General features: G+C 28.4%; 17 protein-coding genes. 9 read left to right on the plus strand and 8 right to left on the minus strand.

Annotated features, from left to right (window positions below; translation table 11 throughout):
* Window positions 1-105: 105 nt before the first annotated feature.
* The 6 genes from ACQ3F0_RS18385 to ACQ3F0_RS18410 form a co-directional block, all read right to left on the minus strand.
* Window positions 106-2094, minus strand: coding sequence for a sensor histidine kinase (locus tag ACQ3F0_RS18385; RefSeq protein ID WP_428866947.1), 1989 nt, complete (start codon window positions 2092-2094; stop codon window positions 106-108).
* Window positions 2072-2764, minus strand: coding sequence for a response regulator transcription factor (locus ACQ3F0_RS18390; RefSeq protein WP_428866949.1), 693 nt, complete (start codon window positions 2762-2764; stop codon window positions 2072-2074). Before ACQ3F0_RS18390 ends, ACQ3F0_RS18385 begins: the two co-directional genes overlap by 23 nt.
* Before the next feature lie 65 nt (window positions 2765-2829).
* Window positions 2830-3408: a hypothetical protein gene (locus ACQ3F0_RS18395; RefSeq protein ID WP_428866950.1), complete on the minus strand. Its 579-nt coding sequence runs from the start codon at window positions 3406-3408 to the stop codon at window positions 2830-2832.
* Between the two features lie 146 nt (window positions 3409-3554).
* On the minus strand, window positions 3555-4718 hold the full coding sequence (locus ACQ3F0_RS18400) for a DUF5050 domain-containing protein (protein ID WP_428866952.1): 1164 nt from the start codon (window positions 4716-4718) through the stop codon (window positions 3555-3557).
* 104 nt (window positions 4719-4822) lie between these two features.
* Window positions 4823-6187 (minus strand): sensor histidine kinase, encoded by a 1365-nt coding sequence (locus tag ACQ3F0_RS18405; protein WP_428866953.1) that lies wholly within the window; start codon window positions 6185-6187, stop codon window positions 4823-4825.
* Window positions 6180-6866 carry a response regulator transcription factor gene (locus ACQ3F0_RS18410; RefSeq protein ID WP_428866955.1) on the minus strand — a complete coding sequence of 229 codons (687 nt, stop codon included), beginning with the start codon at window positions 6864-6866 and terminating at the stop codon, window positions 6180-6182. The genes ACQ3F0_RS18405 and ACQ3F0_RS18410 overlap by 8 nt, the downstream gene beginning before the upstream one ends.
* Before the next feature lie 320 nt (window positions 6867-7186).
* On the opposite strand from ACQ3F0_RS18410, the gene ACQ3F0_RS18415 reads away from it, so the two are divergent.
* The 7 genes from ACQ3F0_RS18415 to ACQ3F0_RS18445 all read left to right on the plus strand — a co-directional run bounded on the left by ACQ3F0_RS18415 (window position 7187) and on the right by ACQ3F0_RS18445 (window position 16192).
* Complete coding sequence (locus ACQ3F0_RS18415) at window positions 7187-8479, plus strand: MFS transporter (protein WP_428866956.1); 1293 nt, start codon at window positions 7187-7189, stop codon at window positions 8477-8479.
* A gap of 536 nt (window positions 8480-9015) precedes the next feature.
* Window positions 9016-10935 carry a sigma 54-interacting transcriptional regulator gene (locus ACQ3F0_RS18420; protein WP_428866957.1) on the plus strand — a complete coding sequence of 640 codons (1920 nt, stop codon included), beginning with the start codon at window positions 9016-9018 and terminating at the stop codon, window positions 10933-10935.
* 146 nt (window positions 10936-11081) lie between these two features.
* A complete protein-coding gene (locus ACQ3F0_RS18425; RefSeq protein ID WP_428866959.1) occupies window positions 11082-12101 on the plus strand; it encodes a TRAP transporter substrate-binding protein in 1020 nt (339 codons plus the stop codon).
* Window positions 12102-12188: 87 nt separating this feature from the next.
* The gene (locus ACQ3F0_RS18430; protein ID WP_428866961.1) at window positions 12189-12701 is read left to right on the plus strand and encodes a TRAP transporter small permease; all 513 of its coding nucleotides are present in this window, start codon (window positions 12189-12191) and stop codon (window positions 12699-12701) included.
* A complete protein-coding gene (locus ACQ3F0_RS18435) occupies window positions 12701-13978 on the plus strand; it encodes a TRAP transporter large permease (protein WP_428866963.1) in 1278 nt (425 codons plus the stop codon). The genes ACQ3F0_RS18430 and ACQ3F0_RS18435 overlap by 1 nt, the downstream gene beginning before the upstream one ends.
* A 112-nt stretch (window positions 13979-14090) precedes the next feature.
* Window positions 14091-15287, plus strand: coding sequence for a CaiB/BaiF CoA transferase family protein (locus ACQ3F0_RS18440; RefSeq protein WP_428866965.1), 1197 nt, complete (start codon window positions 14091-14093; stop codon window positions 15285-15287).
* Between the two features lie 11 nt (window positions 15288-15298).
* Window positions 15299-16192 (plus strand): hydroxymethylglutaryl-CoA lyase, encoded by an 894-nt coding sequence (locus ACQ3F0_RS18445; protein WP_428866967.1) that lies wholly within the window; start codon window positions 15299-15301, stop codon window positions 16190-16192.
* Window positions 16193-16488: 296 nt separating this feature from the next.
* Here the strand turns inward: ACQ3F0_RS18445 and ACQ3F0_RS18450 are convergent, their stop codons facing one another.
* Complete coding sequence (locus tag ACQ3F0_RS18450; protein WP_428867105.1) at window positions 16489-16665, minus strand: ATP-binding protein; 177 nt, start codon at window positions 16663-16665, stop codon at window positions 16489-16491.
* A gap of 420 nt (window positions 16666-17085) precedes the next feature.
* On the opposite strand from ACQ3F0_RS18450, the gene ACQ3F0_RS18455 reads away from it, so the two are divergent.
* A complete protein-coding gene (locus ACQ3F0_RS18455) occupies window positions 17086-17586 on the plus strand; it encodes a chemotaxis protein CheW (RefSeq protein WP_428866968.1) in 501 nt (166 codons plus the stop codon).
* 132 nt (window positions 17587-17718) lie between these two features.
* Entirely contained in the window at window positions 17719-19782 is a 2064-nt protein-coding gene (locus ACQ3F0_RS18460) for a methyl-accepting chemotaxis protein (protein WP_428866970.1), read from the plus strand.
* A 178-nt stretch (window positions 19783-19960) separates the two neighbouring features.
* On the opposite strand, the gene ACQ3F0_RS18465 is transcribed toward ACQ3F0_RS18460, so the two are convergent.
* A complete protein-coding gene (locus tag ACQ3F0_RS18465) occupies window positions 19961-25303 on the minus strand; it encodes an ATP-binding protein (RefSeq protein ID WP_428866972.1) in 5343 nt (1780 codons plus the stop codon).
* Window positions 25304-25803: the final 500 nt, after the last annotated feature.

The raw sequence follows: 25803 nt of genomic DNA on the forward strand, positions 1-25803 counted from the left end.
CTAAACATAAACTAAATTTATAATTGGAGTAGTATGTCTAGATATTTTATATATTAATATTATATATTATATAATATTAATATATAAAAATGAAAGATTTTAAGATTATTTTTGTTTATTTAGAATAATAACCACTTTAAATAAATCACCATCAACAGAAATATCCATTTTACCCTCTTGAAGTTCAACAATATCTTTTGCAATTGCAAGGCCTAAGCCAGAACCTTCTGTATTCCTAGATTTATCTCCTCTTTTAAATCTCTCAAACATATCATATACTTCAAAATTCATTTGGTAGGAAGAAATATTTTTCATGATAATCTTCACCTTGTGATCATCTTCTTTTAAATCAATATAAACTCTTGAATGAGGCATTGAATACTTTAAAATATTTCCTATTAGATTATCAAATACTCGCCAGATTTTTTTCCCGTCTAGGTTTAAAAATATTTCGTGATTTGGAAGATTAACTATAAAATTTAATGAAGAGTTTTCAATTTGCTCTACAAGTTCACCTAAAGACTGTCTCAATATGGCAACCACATTTACTCTCTCTATATTAAGTTCTATTGCACCACTGGCAATTTTTGATGCTTCAAAAAGGTCATCTATAAGTATCTTAAGTTTTTGAGAGTTTTTATGGAGTTTTTTGATATACTTCAAACTTTCCTCTTTAGACAAATCAGTATGATGCAATAAATCTACATAATTAATTATAGATGTCAGTGGTGTTTTTAAATCATGAGACACATTAGTTATAAGTTCTGATTTTAACTTCTCATTTTTCACCTGATTTTCAAGAGATTTTTTATATCCATCCTTCATATTATTTATATTATGAGCTAGATTTACTAGACTCCCTTTTCCTTTTTCGTTTATTGAATAATTTAAATTACCGGACATTATTTCTTCGCTGCCCTTAATTATTTTATTTAACATAGCTATTTTTTTCATAGCATAGTGAGGAACTAAAATAAAATAAGCAAAGATATAAAATGCTGATACAAATGTTAATGTAGAGGAATAAATGGAAATTCCCCAGAAAAAAGCAATAATAAATATGCCTAATAACATTGTGAATAAAAATAGCATAATACTTTTGCCAAATACACCTTTTATCATAAAACTATCTTTTAAATTTACTCCAAATTTATATAAATAAGTTTGCTTACAGTGATTTATTAATGTTTTTTTGTTTTTTATTATATTCACCACACCTATAATGGAAAATATAAAGCAAAAGGTATAAACTGCGACGATAGATAATTTTAAAATATGCATTACACCAAGTGGAAAAGAAAAAAAGTTAATGTCTAATACATATCCATTTATTAAAAAGCTACAAATTATTAAAATAATTATTTTTAAATCTAAAGGAACTTTATTAAAAATATTTATTAAATTTGCAAGATGAAAATTTCTCTTTTTTAACATATAAAGTAATAAATAAAAACCAATTATTAACGAAAAAAAGCCAATAAACACTTCTTTAATAACTCTATCTTTAATGGAATTATAGTAATTATAGTCATTCTGTAATTGACTATTAGTATTCTTTAATATTACAAAGGTACCTTGGAATTCGTTATCTTCAAACCAGCTATTAGCATATGTAAAACTTCCTAAACTTATATCAGAATTAGGGAAATTTATACTGTATAAAGAGTCATTTTGGACCAAATTCTTCAAATCAGCGCCTTTTTCCAAATTACTATAAATTTGATTATCGTTTTTATCTTCTATGTAATATCTGATAGATTTACTCCAATATAAATTTTTACTATTCAGTTCGAATTTAATTTTTTCAATTTCAGATTCATAGAAAGCCTTCATAGAGTTTTTATTAGGATTATCAAATTCATCACTGCTCAATATTTCTTTATAATCTTGTGAATAATTAACTAAAGACTTCACATTCTGAAGATAATCTAAAAATGTATTTTCAAATTTAGAGCTATGAAAATATGCATTGTTATCTAAATAGCTTTTATTTTCATTAAAATCAGATATTGATATAAAAGAAAGTGCCAAAATATATATACTTATAATCAGAAGTAGAATATCTATATACTTACTTTTCAATTTTATAACCAATACCCCACACCACCTTTAAATATTTTGGGTCCTTAGGATTAATTTCAATCTTTTCTCTTATCCTTCTTATATGAACGGCAACCGTATTTTCACCATTATAAAAATTTTCTTTCCAAACTTTTTCATAAATTTCTTCTATAGAAAAAACTCTACCTTTATTCTCCATTAAGAGTTTTAATATTTTATACTCAGTAGATGTGAGACTTACTTCTTCACAATCCACAAATACAGTTTTTGTATTCTTATTTAAAGTAAGTCCACTCACTACAATTTCATCTTCGTTCATTTTATAATTTCCAAAACTAAAATATCTTCTTAGTTGAGACTTAACTCTAGCTACCAACTCTAGTGGATTAAAAGGTTTTGTAATATAATCATCAGCTCCTACATTAAGGCCTAATATTTTATCAGTGTCTTCTGATTTTGCAGAAAGCATAATGATGGGGATATTTTTATCTTCTCTTATTTTAAAAGTAGCCTTAATACCGTCCATTCTAGGCATCATTATATCCATTAATATAAGATGTATAGTTTTTTCCTCTAAAACATCTAATGCTTCTATACCATCTTTAGCTTTAAAAACTTTTATACCTTCATTTCTTAAATATATTTCTATGTATTCACTTATATCATCTTCATCATCAACAATTAAAACATTATATTCTGTCAATTTTATCACTCCCACTCAAAAGCTTTAGATACATTATATCACTATTTTTTTCCTTTGAATGTTTATTATTTTGGAGATATCATGAAAAAATTAAAAGGATCTTTTGTAAATCCATTAACCTTATCAGTAATGGCAATATTACGAATGTGATAGATTTTATCATTGTAATCTCGTGCTTGATTATCACAGATATAAGCATAATCATAGTTACCTTCTTCTACCCAACTCATAAATACGTATGTGTGAGATGGAACTCCTGTTTTACTTCCGTATTTATCTGTTGAAAAACATATATCTCCAGGTTTTAAATCCTTATAATCAGTTTTTTTTATCCAACCCTTTTCCTTTAGAAAAGGGATGAAATTTCCTACATTGCTCATGTGATTGGGAATTTCGCAATTATTTCTTCTCAGTACTTCTGATACAAAATAAACACAAGTGTTTGAAGGGTTACCATCATGTAGTTTTACAGCTGATGAATAGGCTAAAGATCTATTGTTTTTATTCTGTAAAAAATTATACACGTTTTTATGTAAATTGGATCGATTTTTAAATGAATATAAATTAGGAATAACAAATGTTTTTATTAGCAAAAAACAGATAATTAAAACTATAGGTTTTCTAAAGAATTTTTTTCTTTTCATAAATATCACTCCCATAATACTAGAATAAACTTATATTTAATTAAGATTGGAAATTTCCTATTTATGAACATTATAACCTATGAGTTTTACAAATTTCTTAATATAATTCTTACAAATTTCTTAAGATATTGATTAATATATAAGTTTTATTCTTGTGATAATTTTCCGTTTGCTATTTCATCCTTTTCAATAGTATACATTCTTGTTTTTGAAACCCCTTCTTTCTTTGGTGCTCCATCTAAGAAATGTATGTAATCATTAGTTAAAAGAATATTTATATGATAATTCTCCAAAAGTTCCTTAGAATCTATTTTTATCTCTTGAACTTTAGAACCATCAAGACTCATTTTGAATAAACTTGATATATAATCAGACTTTTCAGCATTTCCTTCTTTATCTGAATTTATAGGAACTTCTTTCTTCTTAGTGAAATAAACAGTTCCATCATATACATTGAAGTTATCTACATTTTCAGCTAGTTTAACTATATTACTTCCATCAGTATTCATATTAAATAAATAACCACCTATTTGGTTTAAAAAATAGATCTTATCATTATCTATTATAAAATTATTATCTAGATTTGCAGAAATTACAATTTCTTCTCCACCAGAGAGAGATGTTTTGTATATTGTTTTCTTATAATTATTATCATAAGTTAGATAATACAAATAATTGCTATCCAAAGTAAAGTGAATTATATTTTTATCGACAATCTTCTGATTTAAGGTTCCATCTATTTTTATTTTATATAAGCTATACCCTGTATAGTAGCCCTCTTTTTCATTAAATTCAGCTACAGAGTAATAAATCCAATCATCAACAACTATCAAATCACTTATAACATTTAAGAGCTCAGACTCTTTTATCTTTTCTTCTTTAGACCCATCTTTTTTTATTCTATAAATTGTAGCTCCGTAATTCCCGTAGCGAAAGATAAAGTAGCACCAATCATCTACAACGTTAATATCGTAGACAAATTTATCACTTAATAACTCTTCCTTTGAATCAATTTTACTTTTTCTATATAACTTTGAAGCATTCTCTTGATTTTGATAGTATATCCATTCTTGGTCTTCAGCTACTAATCCATCATTATAAAGATTTCCACTAGTATTTCCAATTTTACGAATTACTTCTTTTTCAATTTGATTTGAATTAGTAGTATTAGTGTTTTCTTTATTGTTTCTTTCAGGAGGAACTATATTATCCCTATTTGCTACATTTGAACATCCTCCTAATATTGAAGTTAGTATCATAAATATTGTAGCAATAATAAGAACTTTTTTTACATATTTCCCAAATAACATGATATTCAAATCTCCTTCCTTAATTAGAGTAATTTCTATATTCACATAATACAATGAACTTTTGAAGATACTTTTAAGCTTTGTAAAGAAAGTATGAAGAAAGATTAAATCTTTATTTCAAATATTGTTCCTTCTCCTAATGTGCTTTTCACTGATATTTCCCAACCATGAAGTTTTACCAATTTCTTTACTATATGAAGTCCTATTCCACTTCCTTCATTTTCAAAGCTTCGTGATTTATCAGCAGTGTAGAAATTATCAAATATACAAGGAAGATCTTTTTTATTTATCCCTTTTCCATTATCAATGACTCTTAGAATTTTTCTGTTTTTATCTGTAATGGTTTCTACTTTTACAAATCCATTTTTATTACCGTATTTTATGGCATTATCAACTAAATTTATAAAGATTTCTTTTATGCAATTTTTATCTCCTTCAATAATAAAATTGTCCTCACATAAGTTTTGGAATTCAATATTCTTGCTAGCTGCTATAGGTCTTAGGAATTTATATATATCATTAATTTCAGCTTTCAAATTTATTGATTGTTTTTCTAATTTTATTTCATCTACTCTAGTGAGGGATAAAAGAGAATTAACCATAGTTGAAAGTCTATTAGTTTCTTCATATATATCATTCATATATTCTATATAGGTTTCTTTATTATCTTCTTCATCCAAAGATTCTATTAAAACTCTAATGGCTGCAAGAGGAGTTTTGAATTCATGTGATACTGAACTTACGAAATTTTTTCTATTGCTATCGATTTTGTATAATTCATCACTCATATTATTAAAAGTTGCAGCTAATAACCCAATTTCATCTTCTCTAGCTATAGAGACTTTTGTATCTAAATCTCCTTTTTGAATTCTTTCAGAAGCTAAAGTGAGGGTTCGAATGGGGGCAACAATTTTTTTACTAGTAAAGAAGGATAGGATAGTAAAAAATAGTGAAATAATTAAAGATATCATTATAACAAGCTTACTAAAATTCAGAACATTATCTTTTATGTCTTCAACATAAGTGGAAAATAAAATGATATATTCAATATCTTTTTCAACAATAATAGGAAATGTAATCATCATCATTTTCTTTTTGTTATAATTATAGTAGCCTATAGTACTGTTTTTATTTTTTATTGTATTTCGAATTTCATTATTATTAAGAGTGTCCTTATTATAAATACCATAACTATCCACTAATACTTTGCCTGAATTATCTAGGAATAATATTCTCTCATCAAAGTCATCTGATTGTTTTGTTAAGAGATATCTTAAACTTTCATCATCTAACTCTGCATAGTCTTTCATAAAAGAAATCATTTGGGCTTTATTTAAGTATTTTTCTTCATTCTTTTCATATTGTGATTTGCTATAGTTCCATATTAATAGTCCATCTAGAGAAGCTATTGATATTAAGAATATTAAACCATAAGTAAAGGCTAATCTTAGGGACATTTTTTTAAACATTAATTGAATCCTTTCTAAAGTAATATCCAACTCCCCATTTAGTTTTTATATATGTTGGTTCAGAGGGATTATCCTCAATTTTGCGTCTAAGATTTTTCACATGAACATCCACTGTCCTAGTATCAAAACTATGTTCATTCCATGCAAGTTCAAATAATTGTTCTCTTGAAAATACTCTCCCTTTGTTTTTGATAAGATAAAGTAAAATATCGAATTCTTTAGCTGTTAAAGCTAAACTATCTCCATTTTTATAAACTGTTCTTTCATTCTCATTTATACTTAAAGTTCCTGCCTCGATAATATTCTTGTCCATATTTGATTTTTCAAGTCTTCTACAAATAACCTTTATCCTTGTTATTAATTCACGGGTATGAAAAGGTTTAGTGACATAATCGTCAGCACCTAATTCTAGTCCTAGTATTTTATCTATATAATCATCTTTTGCAGTTAGCATAATTATGGGAGTATCTCTATTTTCCCTTATTTTTTTACATAAAGTCATACCATCTATTTCAGGAAGCATAAGGTCTAAAAGAATAAAATCAATTTCTCTGATTTTTAATTGTTCCAAAGCCGCATTTCCATCATAAGCAGTAAATACAGTGTATCCCTCTTTTTCTAAACTTTTTTTCAAACCTTTTACTAGAAGTTTTTCATCATCTATTATTAAAATATTCATAAGATATTTCCTCCACTTTTTATCAATTGGCAATTATATGTCAACTTTATTCTATATTACTAATTTAAAGAAAGTTTTAAGAAATGTAAAGAAAATATGAAGAAAAAGGAGTCTATAGAATTTTAAGGTAATAATAATTGAGTATAAAAAAATATATAGTCTATCAAAGTGTATTTCAATGTTCCATTTCTTTTGGGATAGGTACTTTTGCAGAAATATGTTATAATTAAGTGGTTAATAATAGAAAATTATTAAAATTTAATGGTGTGCTCAAAATTGAGTACACCATTAAATTTTTTATAAAAATAAGGAGTAAACATATGAATAATCTAATTTTAAAAGTTAAAAAATCCTACGGAGGATTACCATTTAGTATCTATATTCTTTTTATTGCTCGGGTAATAAATCGCATGGGTGGTTTTGTACATGCATTCCTTGCAATGTTTCTACAACAAAGAATGGGGATGAATGATAATGCTATAGCAAACTATATTATGATTATGGGAATTATGACATCATTATCTCCATTTATCGGTGGGAGAATTGCTGATATTCGCGGAAGAAAAACTATATATCTTGTTGCTCAAAGTATGGCTGCAATTTTATTGATACCTTGTGGGATATTTGCGGACAGTCATCCAGAAGTCATTCCAACACTATTGATTGCATCTGCAATCTTATCAAGTATCATTAGGCCAATTAATAGTGCAATGGTTGCTGATTTGACTGATTCCATGGAACAACGTAAAAGAGCCTTTGCTCTTTTGTATCTTGGTATTAATGTAGGGGTTGCTATAGGACCCATGATAGGTGGTTTTTTATTTAAAAATTATATTAAGTGGTTTTTCATTGGAGATGCTATTACAACATTAATATCAGTTTTACTAGTCGCATTTTTTGTTAAAGAAACTCAATTAACAAAAAAACAGATGGAAGAAGCTAATGGCGGAGAGAAGATGGAAGAGGGTTCAACACTTTCTGTACTTCTTAAAAAACCAGTAATTATTATGTTCATCTTTTTCTCTTTATTTAATTCTATTGCATATGCACAAGGAAATTTTGGATTACCACTTTATTTATCAAAGGTTTTTGGGGAAGCTGGTCCGATGAAGTTTGGAGCACTTATGTCATTTAATGCTGTTATCGTACTTATTTGCACTATTCCCATAACCGAATTACTTAAAAGGAATAGACCAGTGTATAATGTGTCTCTAGCATCATTTCTATATGCTGTAGGATTTGGAATGACTGGACTTATTGGTAACATCTATCCATTATTCTTTGTAAGTGTTCTGATATGGACATTAGGTGAAATAGTTGCTGTGACAAATCATTCTGTGTTTATAATGTCTCATACACCGGTTAATTACCGAGGAAGATTTAATGGAATTATTGCTTTTATTATGGGGGCAGGCCATATTGTAAGTCCTAAAATCATGAGTAAATTGACAATGAATTTTAACTATACTCTAGCATGGTTATTTATAGGTGTACTAGCTCTTGTGGCGGCATTTGGATTGATTTATACAGGAAAGGTTGATGAAAGGCTACATCCTGAAGTGAAAGGTAAAACATTAGTATCAGCTTCCACTATAGATAAAACACTAGAGTAGATTGATAGAAACAATAAATCATTGATTGAGTTTGAGAATAGGATTTTAAAAACAGCTAAAAGATATTTTAGCTGTTTTTTTAGTATGGTTTATTATTAAAAAAAAGGTTTGAGTCCTTTTTTCATTAGGTAATAAATCTATATTTTTTATGAATTATGTATACGTAGAGTAGTGTTTTGAAATGTTAAAGGAAGATTGAGATATTCGCAAATCAAATGCTATTTGTTCACTATGGATAGAAGCTATGAAAGCAGTTATTTATCTTAAAACAAATATGTTTAATGATGTAGATAAGCAAAATATTATAAATAGGAATCGTAATAAAGAAATATCTTATAAACAAGTAGAAAACTAATTTTTCGATTAGGTTATAACATTGTAGTAATTAATTTAATACACCAATAATGTAAAAAAAAGTAGTATAATGAAATAAATAAAAAAATTACAAAGATACTATATTTTTGTAATTAGGGTGATAATATTGCAATTTCAATAGTATATGATATTTTCAACATTTTGATGAAAGGAGCTTGATTATGAATAAGTTTAAGATAGGATGTTTGACATATAAGAAATTAGACATATTAGCACAACAAGCAGTAAAACAAATTAATGATCCAACTATAGAGATAATACTAGTAGAAGGATTAATGGAGCAACTAATAGATAAGGTTAATCAAGAAATGAGAAATGGAGTGGATGTATTTATTGGTGGTGGTGCAAATGCAAAAATTGTATCAAAATATACTAGTGTAAATGTTGTAAACATTAAATTAACATTTTATGATTACTTTTATGCTGTATTAGAAGCCAAGAAAGTAAGTAATAAAATTGGGATTGTTAATTATATAGAAACGGCTATAATGGATTTTTCTAAAATTGAAGAAGGTCTTGGTGTTGAAATTACTTCTATTAAATATAAAGATAAAGATGAGCTATATAAATCTATTAACGAATCTGAATGTGAAGTTGTGATAGGAGCCAGTTTGGCAAATGAAGTAGCTAGTGAGCTAGGAATGCCAAGTGTGCTTATTTATCCAGGTATAGAGGCTATAATAAATACAATTTTAGAAGCAAAAGAAATCTCTATAGCAATAAGAAATGAAAAAGAGAAGTCTAAAATTTTTCAAACTGTATTGGAATTTAGTCCAAGTGGTATCATACTTACAGATGAAAATTCGGAGATTATCTTTTTTAATCCTGCTGTAGAAAAAATATTTGGAATAAATTCATTAAATGCTGTTGGAGAATCAATAGAACAAATATTGCCTGAATGTGAGTTGGATAGTGTTATTGAATCAGGAGAACCTCAATTAAGTGTTATTAATAGAGTAAGAAATAACGATGTTGTCGTTAATAGAATACCATTGGAAATAGATAATAATGTTATGGGCTCAATTGCAATTATTGATAAAGTATCAGAAATACAAAAAACTGAACAAAAAATTCGAATTAACAATAATAGAAAGGGATTTTATGCTAAAAACCATTTTTCAAACATAATAGGAAGTTCGAATATAATGATGGAAAAAATAGAAGAAGCCAAACTCTATGCAAGGACAAATTATAATGTACTAATAACAGGAGAAACAGGGACAGGAAAAGAAATTTTCGCTCAAAGTATACATAACTATAGTTACAAATATAATGGTCCCTTTGTAGCAGTAAATTGTGCAGCAATACCAGATAATTTATTAGAAAGCGAACTTTTTGGATATGATGAGGGTGCTTTTACAGGAACTAAAGCAGGTGGAAAAGCTGGTTTTTTTGAAATTGCTCATAATGGAACAATTTTTTTAGATGAAATTGGAGAACTTCCTTTAAGTCTTCAGTCTAGATTACTTAGAGTTATTCAGGAAAAAGAAGTTATTAGGGTAGGAGGGGACAGAGTAATACCAGTAGATGTTAGAATTATAGCTGCAACTAATAAAAATTTACTAAAGAAAATACCAGATGAATTTAGAATGGATTTATATTATAGAATTAATGTTTTAGAATTGGACATCCCTTCACTCATTAAACGTGAAGATGATGTCATTGAGATATTTGAACATTTTATATCTAATAACAAAGATTTAAGTAGATATAAAATAGAAATACCAAAAGACATTTATAAGGTACTAAAACACTATTCATGGCCGGGCAATATTAGAGAGTTACAAAATGTATCTGAAAGATTTTCTCTTTTTTTATCAAAAGTAAATAGAAATGATCTGAGTGCATATCATGAAATACTGATAAAGGCAATTGGAGAGAAAAGAATTATCTATGATGTATTTAATAAAAGAGGTATTAATTATGATGATAAAATAAAGATTGAAAAATATGATGAAAATTTAGTTGATGAGTTATTATATATTTTTTCAAATCAAAAAAATAAAGTGGCTAATATTTTAGGTATTAATAGAACAACACTTTGGAGAAAGATGAAAACGTTGCAAAAAGACAAAAAATAATATAAATGCAACATGTTCAAATTAAAGAAAGTGTTGAATTCAATGGTTTATATTGGCACATAAATTGCTTTTTACAATGGTAAGCGCTAAAGATTATGCAAAGGAGGATTTGTATTTAATAAAAAAGTTAATTTTAGGAGGATGTTATGAAAAAAAGAAAAATAGGTAGTTTAATTTTGAGTTTTGTAATGGTTAGTTTATTATTTATAGGATGTTCTTCAAAAACTGAAGAAACAGCGAGTGGTGAAACTCCAAAAGAAAAGATTGTTTTAAAACTTGGACATACTGGGGCACCAGATCACCCATACCAAAAAGCAGCGGAAATGTTTGCTGAAAAAGTTGCAGAAAAAACTGATGGAATGGTTGAGATTAAAATTTTTCCTTCTAATCAGTTAGGGAAGCAAAAAGAATTAGTTGAAGGTGCTCAATTAGGAACAGTTGATATGGTATTAACATCAGATGTTTTACTTTCAGGATTTGAACCTAAAATGGGAGCTTTGAATTTGCCATTTTTATTTAGTGATTATGAAAACGTTGTAAATGCTCTTAATGGAGAAGCTGGTCAAGAATTATCAGAAGCATTATTGACAAAAAATTTAAAAGTTATTGGATGGTGGGAAAATGGGTTTAGACACATTACTAATTCAAAAACTATTATTGAAAATCCATCAGATTTAGAAGGATTAAAAATTAGAACACCTAGTGGAACAGTATTTGTTGATACATTTAATATGCTTGGTGCAAGTGCAACACCTATGTCATTTGGGGAACTTTACTCAGCCCTTCAATTAAACACTGTTGATGGACAAGAAAATCCAACTACTCATGTTTTAACACAAAAGTTCTATGAGGTTCAGGATTACTTATCTCTTACATATCATATACATGTGTCTGAGCCTTTAATAATGAGTAAAGCAGTTTATGATAAATTACCAGCTGAATATCAAGAAATTTTATTAGAGGCTGGTAAAGATGTTTCAGAATGGTCATACCAAACTACTAAAGAATCAGAAGCATCTGAGATAGAAGAAATAAAGGCTAAGGGAATGACTGTAACAGAGCCAAATATAGAGAAATTTAAAGAAGCAACTAAAGTAGTTTATGAAAAATATGAAAAGGAATTTGGAAAAGATTTCATAGATTTATTAAAAAATTCAGGGAAATAATTAACAATTGTAATTTAAATTTATTTTATGTGTAAAGGTGGTGTCGAAGCCACACTTTACATATAAAAAATAGTTAGGAGGCATTAAATGTATATATTGCTAAAGAAAATTACAAAAGTTACAGATAAAATAGCTAAATTTATAGTTTCATTATCTTTTGGAATGATGACTTTACTTATCTTTTTACAGGTTATTTTTAGATATGTCTTTAAGGAATCCCTTTCATGGTCTGAAGAGTTAGCAACATATTTATTTATTTGGCTTACATTCATAGGAGCAAGTATAGCCACAAGGGAAAGAACTCATATAAATGTAGAAATGCTAATTAGTAGTATTAAATCAGTAAAAATAAAAAAAACTTTTATGATTATTGCAAATGTTCTAAGTATGTTCTTTTTAGGAGTATTAACTTGGTTTGGATTTCATATTGCTAATCAGATATTATCGCTGAAACAAGTTTCTGCATCAATGCCATTTTTATATGTTGGAATAGTTTATTTTGCAGTACCTATAGGTAGTTTGATTATGTTCTTAAACTTATTGGAAATAAATATCTCGATTATAAATGGAGATGAAAAAGTTGAAGGAGGTCATGAGTAATGGGAATTACTTTATTTATAGCGTTTGTAGTATTGATAATGCTTAGTGTTCCAATCTCAATAGCTCTTGGATTATCATCTATGATAGCGGTATTATTACATACAGATTTATCGTTAATGGTTGTTGTTCAAAAAATATTTGGTGGAGTTAATTCTTTTACTTTAATGGCAATTCCTTTTTTTATACTTGCAGGTAATATTATGGCTGCTGGAGGAGTTTCTAACAGATTGGTAAATTTCGCGAGTTCATTAATTGGTAGAGTAACAGGTGGATTGGCATTAGTATCAACTATTGCATGTACTTTCTTTGGTGCAATATCTGGATCGGCACCTGCTACAACTGCTGCGATTGGAGCAGTAATGGTAGATCCTATGGAAAAAAAAGGATACAGCAAAGAATTTGCTGCTGCAACTGTTGCAGCATCAGGAACTATTGGATTATTAATACCACCAAGTATTACCATGGTTTTGTATGGAGTTATTTCAGGTGTTTCTATAGGAAAATTATTTTTAGCTGGAATTATTCCTGGACTGTTAATGTGTTGTACTTTGATGTTAGTGGAATATGTTATATCTAAAAAAAGAGGGTATAGAGGAGAGGAACCAGCAAGTTTTAATGATATTATATCATCTTTTAAAAAGAGTATTCTTGCTTTATTGATGCCTTTAATTATATTAGGTGGAATCTATGGAGGAATATTTACGCCTACAGAAGCTGCTGTTGTTGCTGTAGTTTATGGCTTGATAATTGGACTTTTTGTATATAAAGAATTAAATATTAAGAAAATTTTTAAAATACTTCAAGACTCAGGAAAAAGCACTTCTGTAATATTATATTTAGTTGCTACTGCTCATATTTTTAGTTATATCTTAGCTAGTGAGGAAATTCCACAACAATTAGCAACATTTCTTTTAAGTGTATCAGATAATCCGTTAATTATTCAATTCATGATAATGATAGCACTCTTAATTGCAGGAACTTTCTTGGATAATGCTGTTGCAATTGTTTTACTAACACCTATTTTTTATCCAATCATAGCTCAGGTAGGGATTGATCCGGTATTTTTCGGTGTACTAATGGTATTTGCGTTAGCTGTAGGACAAATAACTCCACCAGTTGGATTATGTTTGTTTGTTTCCTGTAATATATCAAAATTATCTATTGAAAAATTATCTAAAGCCATTGTACCATTTTTAATTGCTTTGATTGCGTTGTTGATAGTATTGAATTTGATACCAGACGCAATTTTATTTATACCTAGGCATGCAGTATTTTAGAAAATAAAATTATTTATGTAAAAAACCTTCTTTTAAATACTTGTTTAAAGTATTTATTGCATATTAATTAGCGCTAAAAAATTAATTGTTTTAATTAAAGGAGGGTAATTTTATGAATGATACTGGAGCACTTAGAGGAATTAGAATATTAGATTTAACTAGAGTATTGGCAGGCCCTTACTCAACTATGATTATGGCTGATCTTGGGGCAGAAGTGATTAAGATAGAGATACCGGGAAAAGGTGATGATACTAGACAATTTGGCCCTTTTATTGGGAAGGAAAGCTCTTATTTTATGAATTTAAATCGTAATAAAAAAGGGTTGACTTTAAACCTGAAGTCTGAAACAGGTAAAAAGATTTTTCTTGAGATGGTTAAAAAATCTGATGTTGTAATAGAAAACTTCAGACCTGGAACAATGGAAAAACTAGGAATAGGATATGAAAAACTAAAAGAAGTAAATTCGGGCATAGTATACGGATGTATATCTGGGTTTGGACATTATGGTAGATATAAGGAGAGAGCAGGTTACGATATAATTGCACAGGCTATGGGTGGTCTTATGAGTACAACAGGATGGCCAGGCGGAGAACCTACAAGAACAGGTACTGCAATGGGAGATGTTTTAGCTGGATTATCATTAACTATTGGAGTATTGGCAGCAATTAATAGCAAAAGAAACACTGGTAAGGGGCAAAAAGTTGATATTTCTCTTGTGGATTCAGTGGTTTCAAGTTTAGAAATCATAAACCAAATATATTTAGTTGAAGGAAGAAATCCTGAAAGAATTGGGAATAGATATGAATCTGTATATCCGTATGACTCTTTTGAAGCTAAAGATGGTAGTTTAGTTATAGGATGTGGTAATGATAAATTGTGGGGTAAACTTTGTCGTGTTATGGAACTTCCTGAACTAATAGAAGATGAAAGATATGATAAAAACCCTAAGAGAGTGAAAAACAACGAAGATGTTAAGTATATAGTTGAAAAATGGACAAAGTGTCGTAGTATAGATGAAAATGTTGAGTTACTTCTTGAGAATGGAATACCAGCAGCACCAATTAATAATATTGAAAGAGTTGTTAAAGATCCTCATATATCAGTAGATAGAGAAATGTTTGTTGATATTGTTCACCCAATAGTTGGTAAGATGAAAATAACTGGTCAACATATTAAATTGAGTGATACAAAACCTGAAATTAAAAAACCCTCACCATTACTAGGTCAGCATAATTATGAAGTGTTGAAAGAGGTATTAGGTTTAAATGATGAAGCAATTTTGGACTTAGAAAAGAATAAAATCATTTAGGAGGGGATCTAATGAAATTACCTAGTAATGTCAATATTATTGAAGTAGGACCAAGAGATGGGTTTCAGAATATTTCAAAGTTTATACCAACGAATATTAAGCTTGAAGTAATTGATGCTATAGTAAATGCTGGATTTAAAAAAATTCAAGTTACATCTTTTGTTCATCCAAAGGCAATACCACAAATGAAAGATGCTAGAGAAGTTGTAGAAACTGTTACTAAAAAATATAATGATATAATTTTTACTGCGCTTGTACCTAATCTTTTTGGGGCTAAGGCGGCATATGAGTGCGGGATAAGAGAGATAAGCTATGTTATATCAGCTAGTGAGTCTCATAATAAAGAAAATGTAAGAAGAAGCATAAAGGAATCATTTGAAGAATTGAATAAAATTAGGCTTAAATATAAAGATTTGAGGGTTAAAATTGATATAGCTACAGCTTTCGGTTGTCCATTTGAAGGCACTGTACCTGTTGCTAAAATAGTTGAAATGATAAAAGAAGCTCATGAAATTGGAGTTGACGATATTTTTTTAGCAGATACAATAGGTGTAGCAAATCCAAAACAAGTGGAAGAAATATTAGAACATTTGATTGAAAAATTTCCTAATGAAAAATTTGGGCTTCATATGCATGATACACGTGGTATGGGATTAGCTAATATACTTGTTGCATTACAAAAGGGATTTACAATTTTTGAATCTTCTACTGGAGGACTAGGCGGATGTCCATTTGCACCAGGAGCAGCAGGTAATATAGCTTCAGAAGACCTTGTTAATATTTTAGGACAAATGGGAATAGAGACAGGAGTAGAATTAAATAAATTATATGATGCAATAAATTTAATAAAAAAATATATTAAACCAGATTTAACAAGTCACATGGGCAATATTTGCATAAAATAGTTAATCAAGAAAAGTTCTTCAGCTAATAAGAATTACAAAATCACCAAAATCTAAGGGGATTTATGTGAATATTGTATAAACTAGCCATTAATGTAAGAATAAAACTGTATTCTTACATTAATGGCTAGTGTACTTTTAAAATAAGTTACTAAAATTTAAAAGTATATATCTGAAAATTGAATTTTGATTTTCTCAATTTTATCATTATCACTTTCCAGTTTTTCATATATTTCTTCATGTATTATATTTTCATTGGTAGTTAGTACAGGTAATTCCAATATAAATTCGGTACCTTTTCATATGGTACTATTTACACGGATAGTACTGCCGTGCATAGTTACTAATTCTTTTACTAAGGATAATCCTATACCACTACCTTCATTATTCCTTGAAATAGACTTATCTACTTGTATAAATCTTTCGAAAATTATATCTAGAGTAGTTATAGTTTTAAATAGGGTATTTAAAACTATAACTTTCTCAAGCGATAGAGGATAAAGATAATATTTATATTATCAAAATTAAATAAACAAGAGCTGTTTAATGAATAAAAACAATGTAAGATTTTCCAGGAATTATTAAGAGATTTTTGGGATTATTCATTAACGATTGAAAAAATAATTTTAGAAGATAAGCAAGAAATAAAGAAACTAAAAAATAATCAGAGTAAGTAACGGTGAAATCGAAAAATGTTAAAATACTCTCACCGTTGTGGGAGTATTTTTTTACGATAATATTGTAAAAATATACAAAATAATGTTAAAAATATATAATAGAACAACTATTTACTTGGAAATGTTTGAAAAACATTGTATAATATAAAGGCGTATTTTAATTACATTAAAAATACTATTTAATAAATATCGTGTAGATATGACGAAAGGGGCAAAAATATGGGAGTAGAAAACATCGAAAAACAGTTAGCAGAAAACCAAGATACACAAAAGGGTAAATTTCTTACTTTTACATTGGGGAAAGAATTTTATGGTATTGAAATTATGCATGTTACTGAAATAGTTGGAATTCAACCAGTTACAGAGGTACCAGAACTACCAGAGTATATAAAAGGAATTATAAACTTAAGGGGTAAAATAATCCCGATTATGGATGTAAGAGTTAAATTTAAAAAAACTTTATTAGAATATAATGAAAGAACTTGTGTTATTGTTATAGATACTGGGGAACTATCTATAGGGCTAATAGTTGATAAAGTATCAGAAGTCCTTTCTATTCCGGAAAAGGATATTATTCCTCCACTAAATATCAATAAATCTGGCAAAAAGTATATTAAAAGTATTGCAAAAACAGGGAAAAATATTACATTAATTTTAGATTGTGAAAAACTTATAGATGAAGAGGAAGTAGATAGTCTATCGAATTTAGAAAAATTATAGAAGCTACAAATTTCATTATTTATTATATGGTTATTCTACTAAAAGTAATTTAGTTGTACTTTAACCACAATATAAAAAGATAAAAATAAAATTAAAACGTAGAGCATATTGAAATCAATTGGGGGGACAAAAATGTTTAAATTTTTTCAAAAGAAGATTGCTAGAAAATTAAGTGCGATGATTGCGATAGCTATATTAACGATATTTATTATATCTGGGTTCTTAACATATAGTAGCGTACGATCACAGTTATTGGAAACGGTGGAACGTGAAATATCTTTGACATCAGAAATGGTGGTTAAAAGTATATCGGATATATTTGAAGAAAATAAAGTTATAACAAATCAAATGGCAGCAAATAACGAATTAACAAGTTATATAAAAGAGGTTAGTAATAGAGAGGAAATAACAACAAATCCTTTATTTGAATCTGTAATAAAAACTCTTTCTGCTATAAAGGCATCAAATGAATTATTATCGCTTTCATGGGTTGGAAACTACAAAGCAAGCTTTTTTGTTGGTGACAATGCAAAAGTATCCGGCAAAGATGTGGATGTAAAGGTAAGACCTTGGTATAATGTAGCAAACTCTACTAATGGGGTGGGATTTACTGAACCTTATATGGGACTATCAACAGGAAAAGTTACGGTTACAGGGGTACGAGCTATACGTGATAATGATGAAATAGTTGGTGTAGTGAGCTCTTCTATGGCGTTAGATAGCATACCACCTATTATGGAAAAATATAAAATAGGAGAAAAGGGAAAAAATATTTTGGTATCAGCTACGGGAACATATATTTACACAGAAGATTCTTCAAAAGTAATGAATGAAAAAGCTACTGATGATAATGTTTTAAAAGAATATGTCACTGCGGCTCTTAATGGAGAGCGTGATATAAAAAAAATAACTTATGATGGAGTAAAGTATTATTTAGCATATGAACCGATAAATATTAATGGATGGGCAGTTTTATCCCTTGTAAATGAAGATGAAATGATGATTCCTTTAAATCGCACAATACTTAAATTAATAATTTTATTTATAATTGCTTGTTTAGTATTAATTGCTTTGAATTATTTTATTATTTCTAAGAATATGAAAGAAATAGAGTTAGCAACAGAATATAGTAAGACTATGGCTAGTGGGGATTTTACAATAAGCATTCCAAAAGTATTTCTAAATAGACAAGATGAAGTTGGTGATTTAGCAAACTCATTTGAATCTTTGGCAAATAATATGAATGAAGTACTCTCGAATATTAATGAAGCTTCGGAACAAGTTGCTTCAGGTTCTAGACAAGTATCTGATTCAAGTATAGCTTTATCACAAGGAGCTACTGAACAAGCAAGCTCAATAGAACAATTAACAGCGGCTATTGAACAAATTGCTTCACAAACAAGACATAACGCGGAAAATGCTAATGAAGCAAAAGGAATTACTGAGGAAGCTAAAGTGAATGCTGCAGAAGGTAATCTAGAAATGCAGAAAATGTTAGAAGCAATGGGAGAAATAAATGATTCTTCAAAAAATATTTCTAAAATCATTAAGGTTATTGATGAGATTGCTTTCCAAACTAATATATTAGCTTTAAATGCAGCTGTTGAAGCTGCAAGAGCTGGAGAACATGGTAAAGGTTTTGCCGTAGTAGCAGAGGAAGTAAGAAATCTTGCAGCACGTTCAGCAAATGCAGCAAAAGAAACAACAGCATTAATAGAAGGCTCTATTGATAAAGTTCAAGATGGTACTAAAATTGCTAACAATACAGCAGAAGCTCTTTATAAAATAGTTGAAGGTGTTTCAAAAGCTACAAATTTAGTAGGGGATATTGCAGTGGCTTCAAATGAACAAGCTATTGGGGTTGATCAAGTAAATCAAGGGGTTAATCAAATAGCAAGTGTGGTACAAACTACTTCGGCAACATCTGAAGAAACGGCTTCTGCAAGTGAAGAACTTTCAAGTCAAGCTGAAATGCTTAAAGAACAAATTAGCGCGTTTAAACTTAAAAAAAATAATCAATCATCGGATTTTGAAAAAAATCAAGAATTGGAGGATTTGAATCCTGATGTTTTGAAAATGATTGAAAGTATGAGGCAAAAGAATAATAGTATTTCTAAGGAATTTGATAACAAAAATGAAGCTTTAACACAACCTGTAAAAATTGAATTAAGTGATAAAGAATTTGATAAATATTAAGAGGATATATATAATATATTTTATGATAATTAATTGGATTAATGAAGTAAAAGGGAGTAGATTTACTATCTTCTTCATTGATAGAGTTTGAGAATAGGATTTAAAAAACAGCTAATAGATATTTTAGCTGTTTTTTAGTACCAGAAAAGATACAATAGAATTTTTAAATTACTAAAATTTAAAAGTATATATCTGAAAATTCAATTTTGATTTTCTCAATTTTATCATTATCACTTTCCAGTTTTTCATATATCTCTTCATGTAGTATATTTTCATTGGTAGTTAGTACAGGTAATTCCAATATAAATTCGGTACCTTTTCCTATGGTACTATTCACACTGATAGTACCGCTGTGCATAGTTACTAATTCTTTTACTAAGGACAAACCTATACCACTACCCTCATTATTTCTTGAAATAGACTTATCTACTTGTATAAATCTTTCGAAAATTATATCTAGCTTTTCTTTAGGAATGCCTATACCTGTGTCTTTAACAGAAATCATAATTGATTTTTCTTTATTATATATGTTTACATAAATATGTCCACCTTTATCAGTAAACTTTATTGCATTGGATAAAAGATTTAATATCACTCTCTCAATTTTATAGACATCACAAGCAATAGTTCTTTCTTCCACATCTGTATCAAATAGAATAATGATTCCTTTAGATTGAGCATAATTCACTACAGACATAACTATATTTTCAACAACGCTAACTATTTCTTCATTTTTAAAACTAATCTTAAGGTACCCAGAATCTATTTTTGTTATATCAATAATATTATTAATAAGTCTAGTTGACCTAAAACAATTTTGCTTAATCATCTGCAAATATTTATTAATATCATTTTTCTTAGAATGGTTATCATTCGTTATAATTTCACACATTTGAAGAGCACTATATATTACATTTAAAGGTGTTTTTAGCTCATGGGATATGTTAGCAAAGAATTCTGTTTTTAATTTATCATACTCTTTTACAATCCGCAGCTTTTCCTCTTTCTCAGATAAAGCTCTTTCCGCATTTTTCCTTTCATCAATTTGACTTTTTAATTCTTCTCCAGTGTCATTTAATTCTATAGTTCTTTCTTTTACCTTTTCTTCTAAATTTGAGTATAATCTTGCATTTTCCAGTGATATAGCAATTTGGGTTGAAATCATTTTTATTATTTCTATTTGTTTTGATGTAAAGGCGCCAGAAAATATTCTGTTTTCTAAATATATAATTCCTACTAAATTATTTTTTCTATTTAGCGGAAGGCAAAGTGCTGATTTGGGTTTATTTTGTTGAATGTATGAGTCTTCGCTAAAGGCTAAGTGCCCTGATGGATAATCTAACAAAATTAATTCTTGATGTTCAATGGTATAATCAACAACACTCCAAGGCAAAATTATTTCTTCAATACAGTTAATAAATTGTATAACATTATTATTCTGTATATCATTAGAGGTTTCAGCAATACAACCTGTTTCAACTACTAATTCTCCATTTTGATATTCCAAGAAAACTGCCTTAGTAGATCCTGAATTTACCATAACAATTTGCATCATCTTTTTAATTAGTGAATTAATCTCTATTTCTTTAGACAAAGCTTGTGCTGCCAATAAAATAGAATGTAGATCAATACTTGATTCATTAGTTTTTTCCACAGTTTGAAATTTTAATTCATCCTTTTTCTTTAAAAGATATTGTTCTTTTATTTGTTCTACTTTAGTAAAGGCGCCCCATTTTTCATAATACTCAATAGCTTTATTTAGATACATTTCTCCATTAAAAGTATTATCCATTTCTAAATGATAAAGTCCTAAAAGCTCCATAGCAAAAGCTGCATCTTGTATAAAATCATTTTTTATGGCATTTTCAATTGCACTATTGTATAATTCTAATGCAGCTGATTTATTTCCTGTGATACGATTGAATTCAGCTTTCAGAATAAGATATTTATGAGTATAATTCCTTTCTGACCTCTGTACCCACAATTCAACCTTTTTGAAGTGTTCTTTAACAATTTCTCTTATTTTTTTCTCATTTATTTTATCAACAGTGCCTATGATTCTAAGGTTGCATAAAGTAACGTAGTAATGATAGTCAAATACAAAAATTTGTCCTTCAGTATAAGCTTTATGCTTTTCAACCAATCTAACTATCTTATTTATTTCCTTATATTTGTGAAATAAACAGCATAGCATTACTTTTTGAGAAGCCCAAATAAAAACCGCTGCACTATCTTCAAGCTTTTTTAATGTATTGAGCATTTTGTTTTCATCAAATACATTTCCACATAAAACATAAGGCTTGTTAGATTCACATAAATTCAATATTACCTGCAAAGTTATGGATAATCGATTTTTTACAGTTTTCTGCTTGTAGGAGTCTACAATATCATACATTTTAAATAATTCATTTTTTAATTCTGTAAGTTCACATCCAGCATGAAAGGCCATATTACCATACTGTAGTAATCCCTGGCAGCTATCTTCTATATCTCCGATTTTTAATCCTTCTTCATATAATTCTAAACATGATTTTAAAATGGATCTAAATGGTTGTTTAAGATGTTCTAAAGAAATAATAAAAGCAAATTTTGATCTAACCTCCTGATTCATAAATTTACCTCTTATATTTATAGCAGTCTCACCAAGCTTGTACAAACCTTCCCAATCTGCATATATTCTTTGAGATATACCCGCATAAGTTACCCATGCAATGCTTGCCTCTGAGACAGTTCCATACTTTAAGGATAGTTGCACCATTTTAACTAGTATTTGTGCATGCAATGTTGGAGAAATCATATATGCAGAGGATATAACGTAAGATAACATCTTAACAGCTAGCAAAGGACTACAATTTACCATTTTAGGAAGTGCAGCTAATTTTTCTGCTGGATTAATTCCAAGTTCATACTTAATATTTGCTAAAGCAAAAAGAGTCTCTCTTCTAGTGTTATTTATATCAACTTTTTCTCCGAGCAATTCAACGTACTCTAATGCAATGTCTATTGCTTCTCTAAGATGGCTGCTAGCCATTTCAATCTCAGCTCGTGTTCTAAATGCATTAAATTTCTCCTCTACAGTTTCTGCAACTTCTAAAGCTTTTACAGTAAATATATAGGACTCTTCGTGATCATTTAATAAAAAATTAATTTGTGACATTTCGTCATATATTTCCAGAATCAATTTGTTATTCTGTTCTACGCTAGATATAGATAAAAAATCCAAAGCTTTTTTGCCATAAATTTTTGCTTCTATATAAGCCGAATTCTCTTCAGCTTTTCGTGCTGCCTGCAAATTAACTTTTGCGGCAGTTATAATGTCCTCTGTGTTTTTTATTTCTGACTCTCCTTGATTCCATTGAAATACTACATCGAAAATTTTTTCTTCTATAATATCAGAAGACAACGTTTCAATCATAACTTTACCAATTTTTAAATGTATCTTTGGTAAATTAGCGCTATTTACCATGGAGTATATTGCTTGATGAATACGATCATGAGTAAAAAATGATCTATTTTTATCACTGGTAATTATTCCTGATTTAGAAAAATTAAATAAAACTGAATATAATCGACTAGAATTCATATTATAAACAGAGTTTAAAATATCAAAATCGAAGTAGTTACCTATGCAAGCTGCTATTTTTATAACTTTCAGCTCTTTCTGAGATTTTAATTTTAAGTTCTCTAAAATAATATCAATTACATTATCTGTAGGGTATTGACGGTCTATTGTTTCAATATCCCAATGCCAACGATAATCAATGGCTTCATTCTCATCAAAATATAGATATAGCATACCCTTGTTATGCAAAAATATCAAAAATTGACGGATAAAAAAAATATTCCCTTGAGTTTTCTCTTGAATTAAATGAGCTAGTTCTTTAATCTCTGATTTTTTCATATGTAAAGAATCTGCCACAAATTGCTCGATATAATCTTTTTCTAAAGATTTTAAATGTAACATTTTTGCATTAAATCCTTTTTGCCACAGGGTTATTGTTTCTTTTAGCTTAATCTGATTTTCGATTTCATTCTCTCTATAGACACAAATCAAAAAAGTGTTCATTAACCCCATGTTTAGGAGGTTACTAATCATATTTATAGATGCCTCATCCGCCCATTGAATGTCATCAATTAAGAATATAAAAGGTCTTTGTAGTGTAGTTATAGTTTTTAATAGGGTCTTCAATGCATAATACATTCTACTTTCTACTTGTTTGGGATCTATCTTAGTAACTTCCTTCTGTTTACCTAAAAAATCCTCTAAGTTTGGAATAAGAGGCACTAATACGCCTGCTTGTTCACCTAGTGCTTCAATGCATTTGTGATAAAGTTGATTATATATTGCTTCTTCACTTATTATCTTTCTTATAAGAGCTGTAAAAAGTTGGCTCAGAGCAAAATAAGGTATCCGATTTTTGGATTGTTCAAATTTTCCTTTTATAAAAAATGATTCTTCATGTATATAATATTGGCAGCTTTCTTGTACTAAAGAAGTTTTACCTATACCTGAATAACCTGAAACCAAAAGCATTTGTGTGCTTTCAATTGTAGATTTTTCAAACCATTCTTTCATATATAATAGTTCTTTATCTCTTCCGTACAATTTTTGCGGCAATCTAATAGTCCCAAAATAATCATTTTCTCCTAATTTTATTAAAGGAATATTCTTATTCAAATTCCACTGTTCCTTGCAATAAATTAAATCAGACTTAAGACTTTTAGCGGATTGGTATCTGTCGGTTAGTTCCTTATTTATTAGCTTTTGAATAATAGAAGAAATCATTATAGGAAATTTTTCGATTAAATCTGAAAGAGCTATAGGATTTACTGCCATATGACAGTGGACTAATTCAGAAACATCTTCTGTAACAAAAGGAAGCTCTCCACTAAAAATCTCATATAAAACTATTCCTAAAGAGTATAAATCACTGCGCTGATCAATCTTATAGCGTGTACGCTTTGTACGTTCAGGAGAAATATATGGAAATAACCCTATTAATGTAGTGAGTTTGTCCGGATCTATACCACAAATATTACTTGGTGAAGCACAAGAAAAATCAATTATAACAATATTTGACGAATTAGGATTTACAAGAATTCTATCCGTTCTTAGGTCATTGTGTATTGTACCACTCAAATGGATATGTTCTACTGCTTCAGCTAAATCTATAGCAATTTCTAATAAATTTCCTATATAATCATCACTTGTCTCTCTAATTTCATTGGAAAGCTGCAATAGGGGTAAACCATCAAAATTTTGCAGTACAAGATAGCTGTTCTTTTCAAAATCGAAAGCTTCTTTTGCATTAATAATATGTCTACATCTAAAATTATTTAATTCCTTAAGTAATTCATATTCTTTTTCAACAGATGATATCCCATTTATTGGGCTACCTTTTTTTCTAACGATTTTTACTATCTCTTTTTCATCGTTATTTAAGTTACAAACCCTTACAATCTTCATATCATCGCCATCATAGAACGTAGACAATACATTATAATTAATCAGATCAATCATACCATTATCTTCTCCCTTCAAGATGAGCAAAATATCTAAAATTAATACATTTTTAAACTGATTTTTCTAAAAATGTGTATATTAATATAATTCTAACAATAATTTCATTTTACAATAGTTTCTTGTTTTTATCTATATAAAAACAAGAAACAACCATGATTTAATGTTATTACGCTTTAATGTTTTTAATTTTAGGTTAACATATGCATAAAAGGTTCTGTTGTTAAATTACGAAAATATATAGTTGAATTTCCTATGTTTTTTATTTTTAATTCCTCAACTTGAACAAGTATTACAGTCTCAAATATGCTATTTGGTATATCTGTTACGGTATAAGAGTGAACTGGTACAGTATTTCTAAAATAAGTAGTTTTATTGCTTTAAGCATTAGTATATAATATAAATTACGCCGCCAAATATCAAAAAAACTTATGATAAAGTTAATGTAACTAAGGAGTAGAATTATATGTTTAATAGATATTCAACAATTTTAAAAAATA

The sequence above is a fragment of the Clostridium sediminicola genome (assembly GCF_050402865.1).
GTDB classification, from domain to species: domain Bacteria; phylum Bacillota; class Clostridia; order Clostridiales; family Clostridiaceae; genus Clostridium_AF; species Clostridium_AF sediminicola.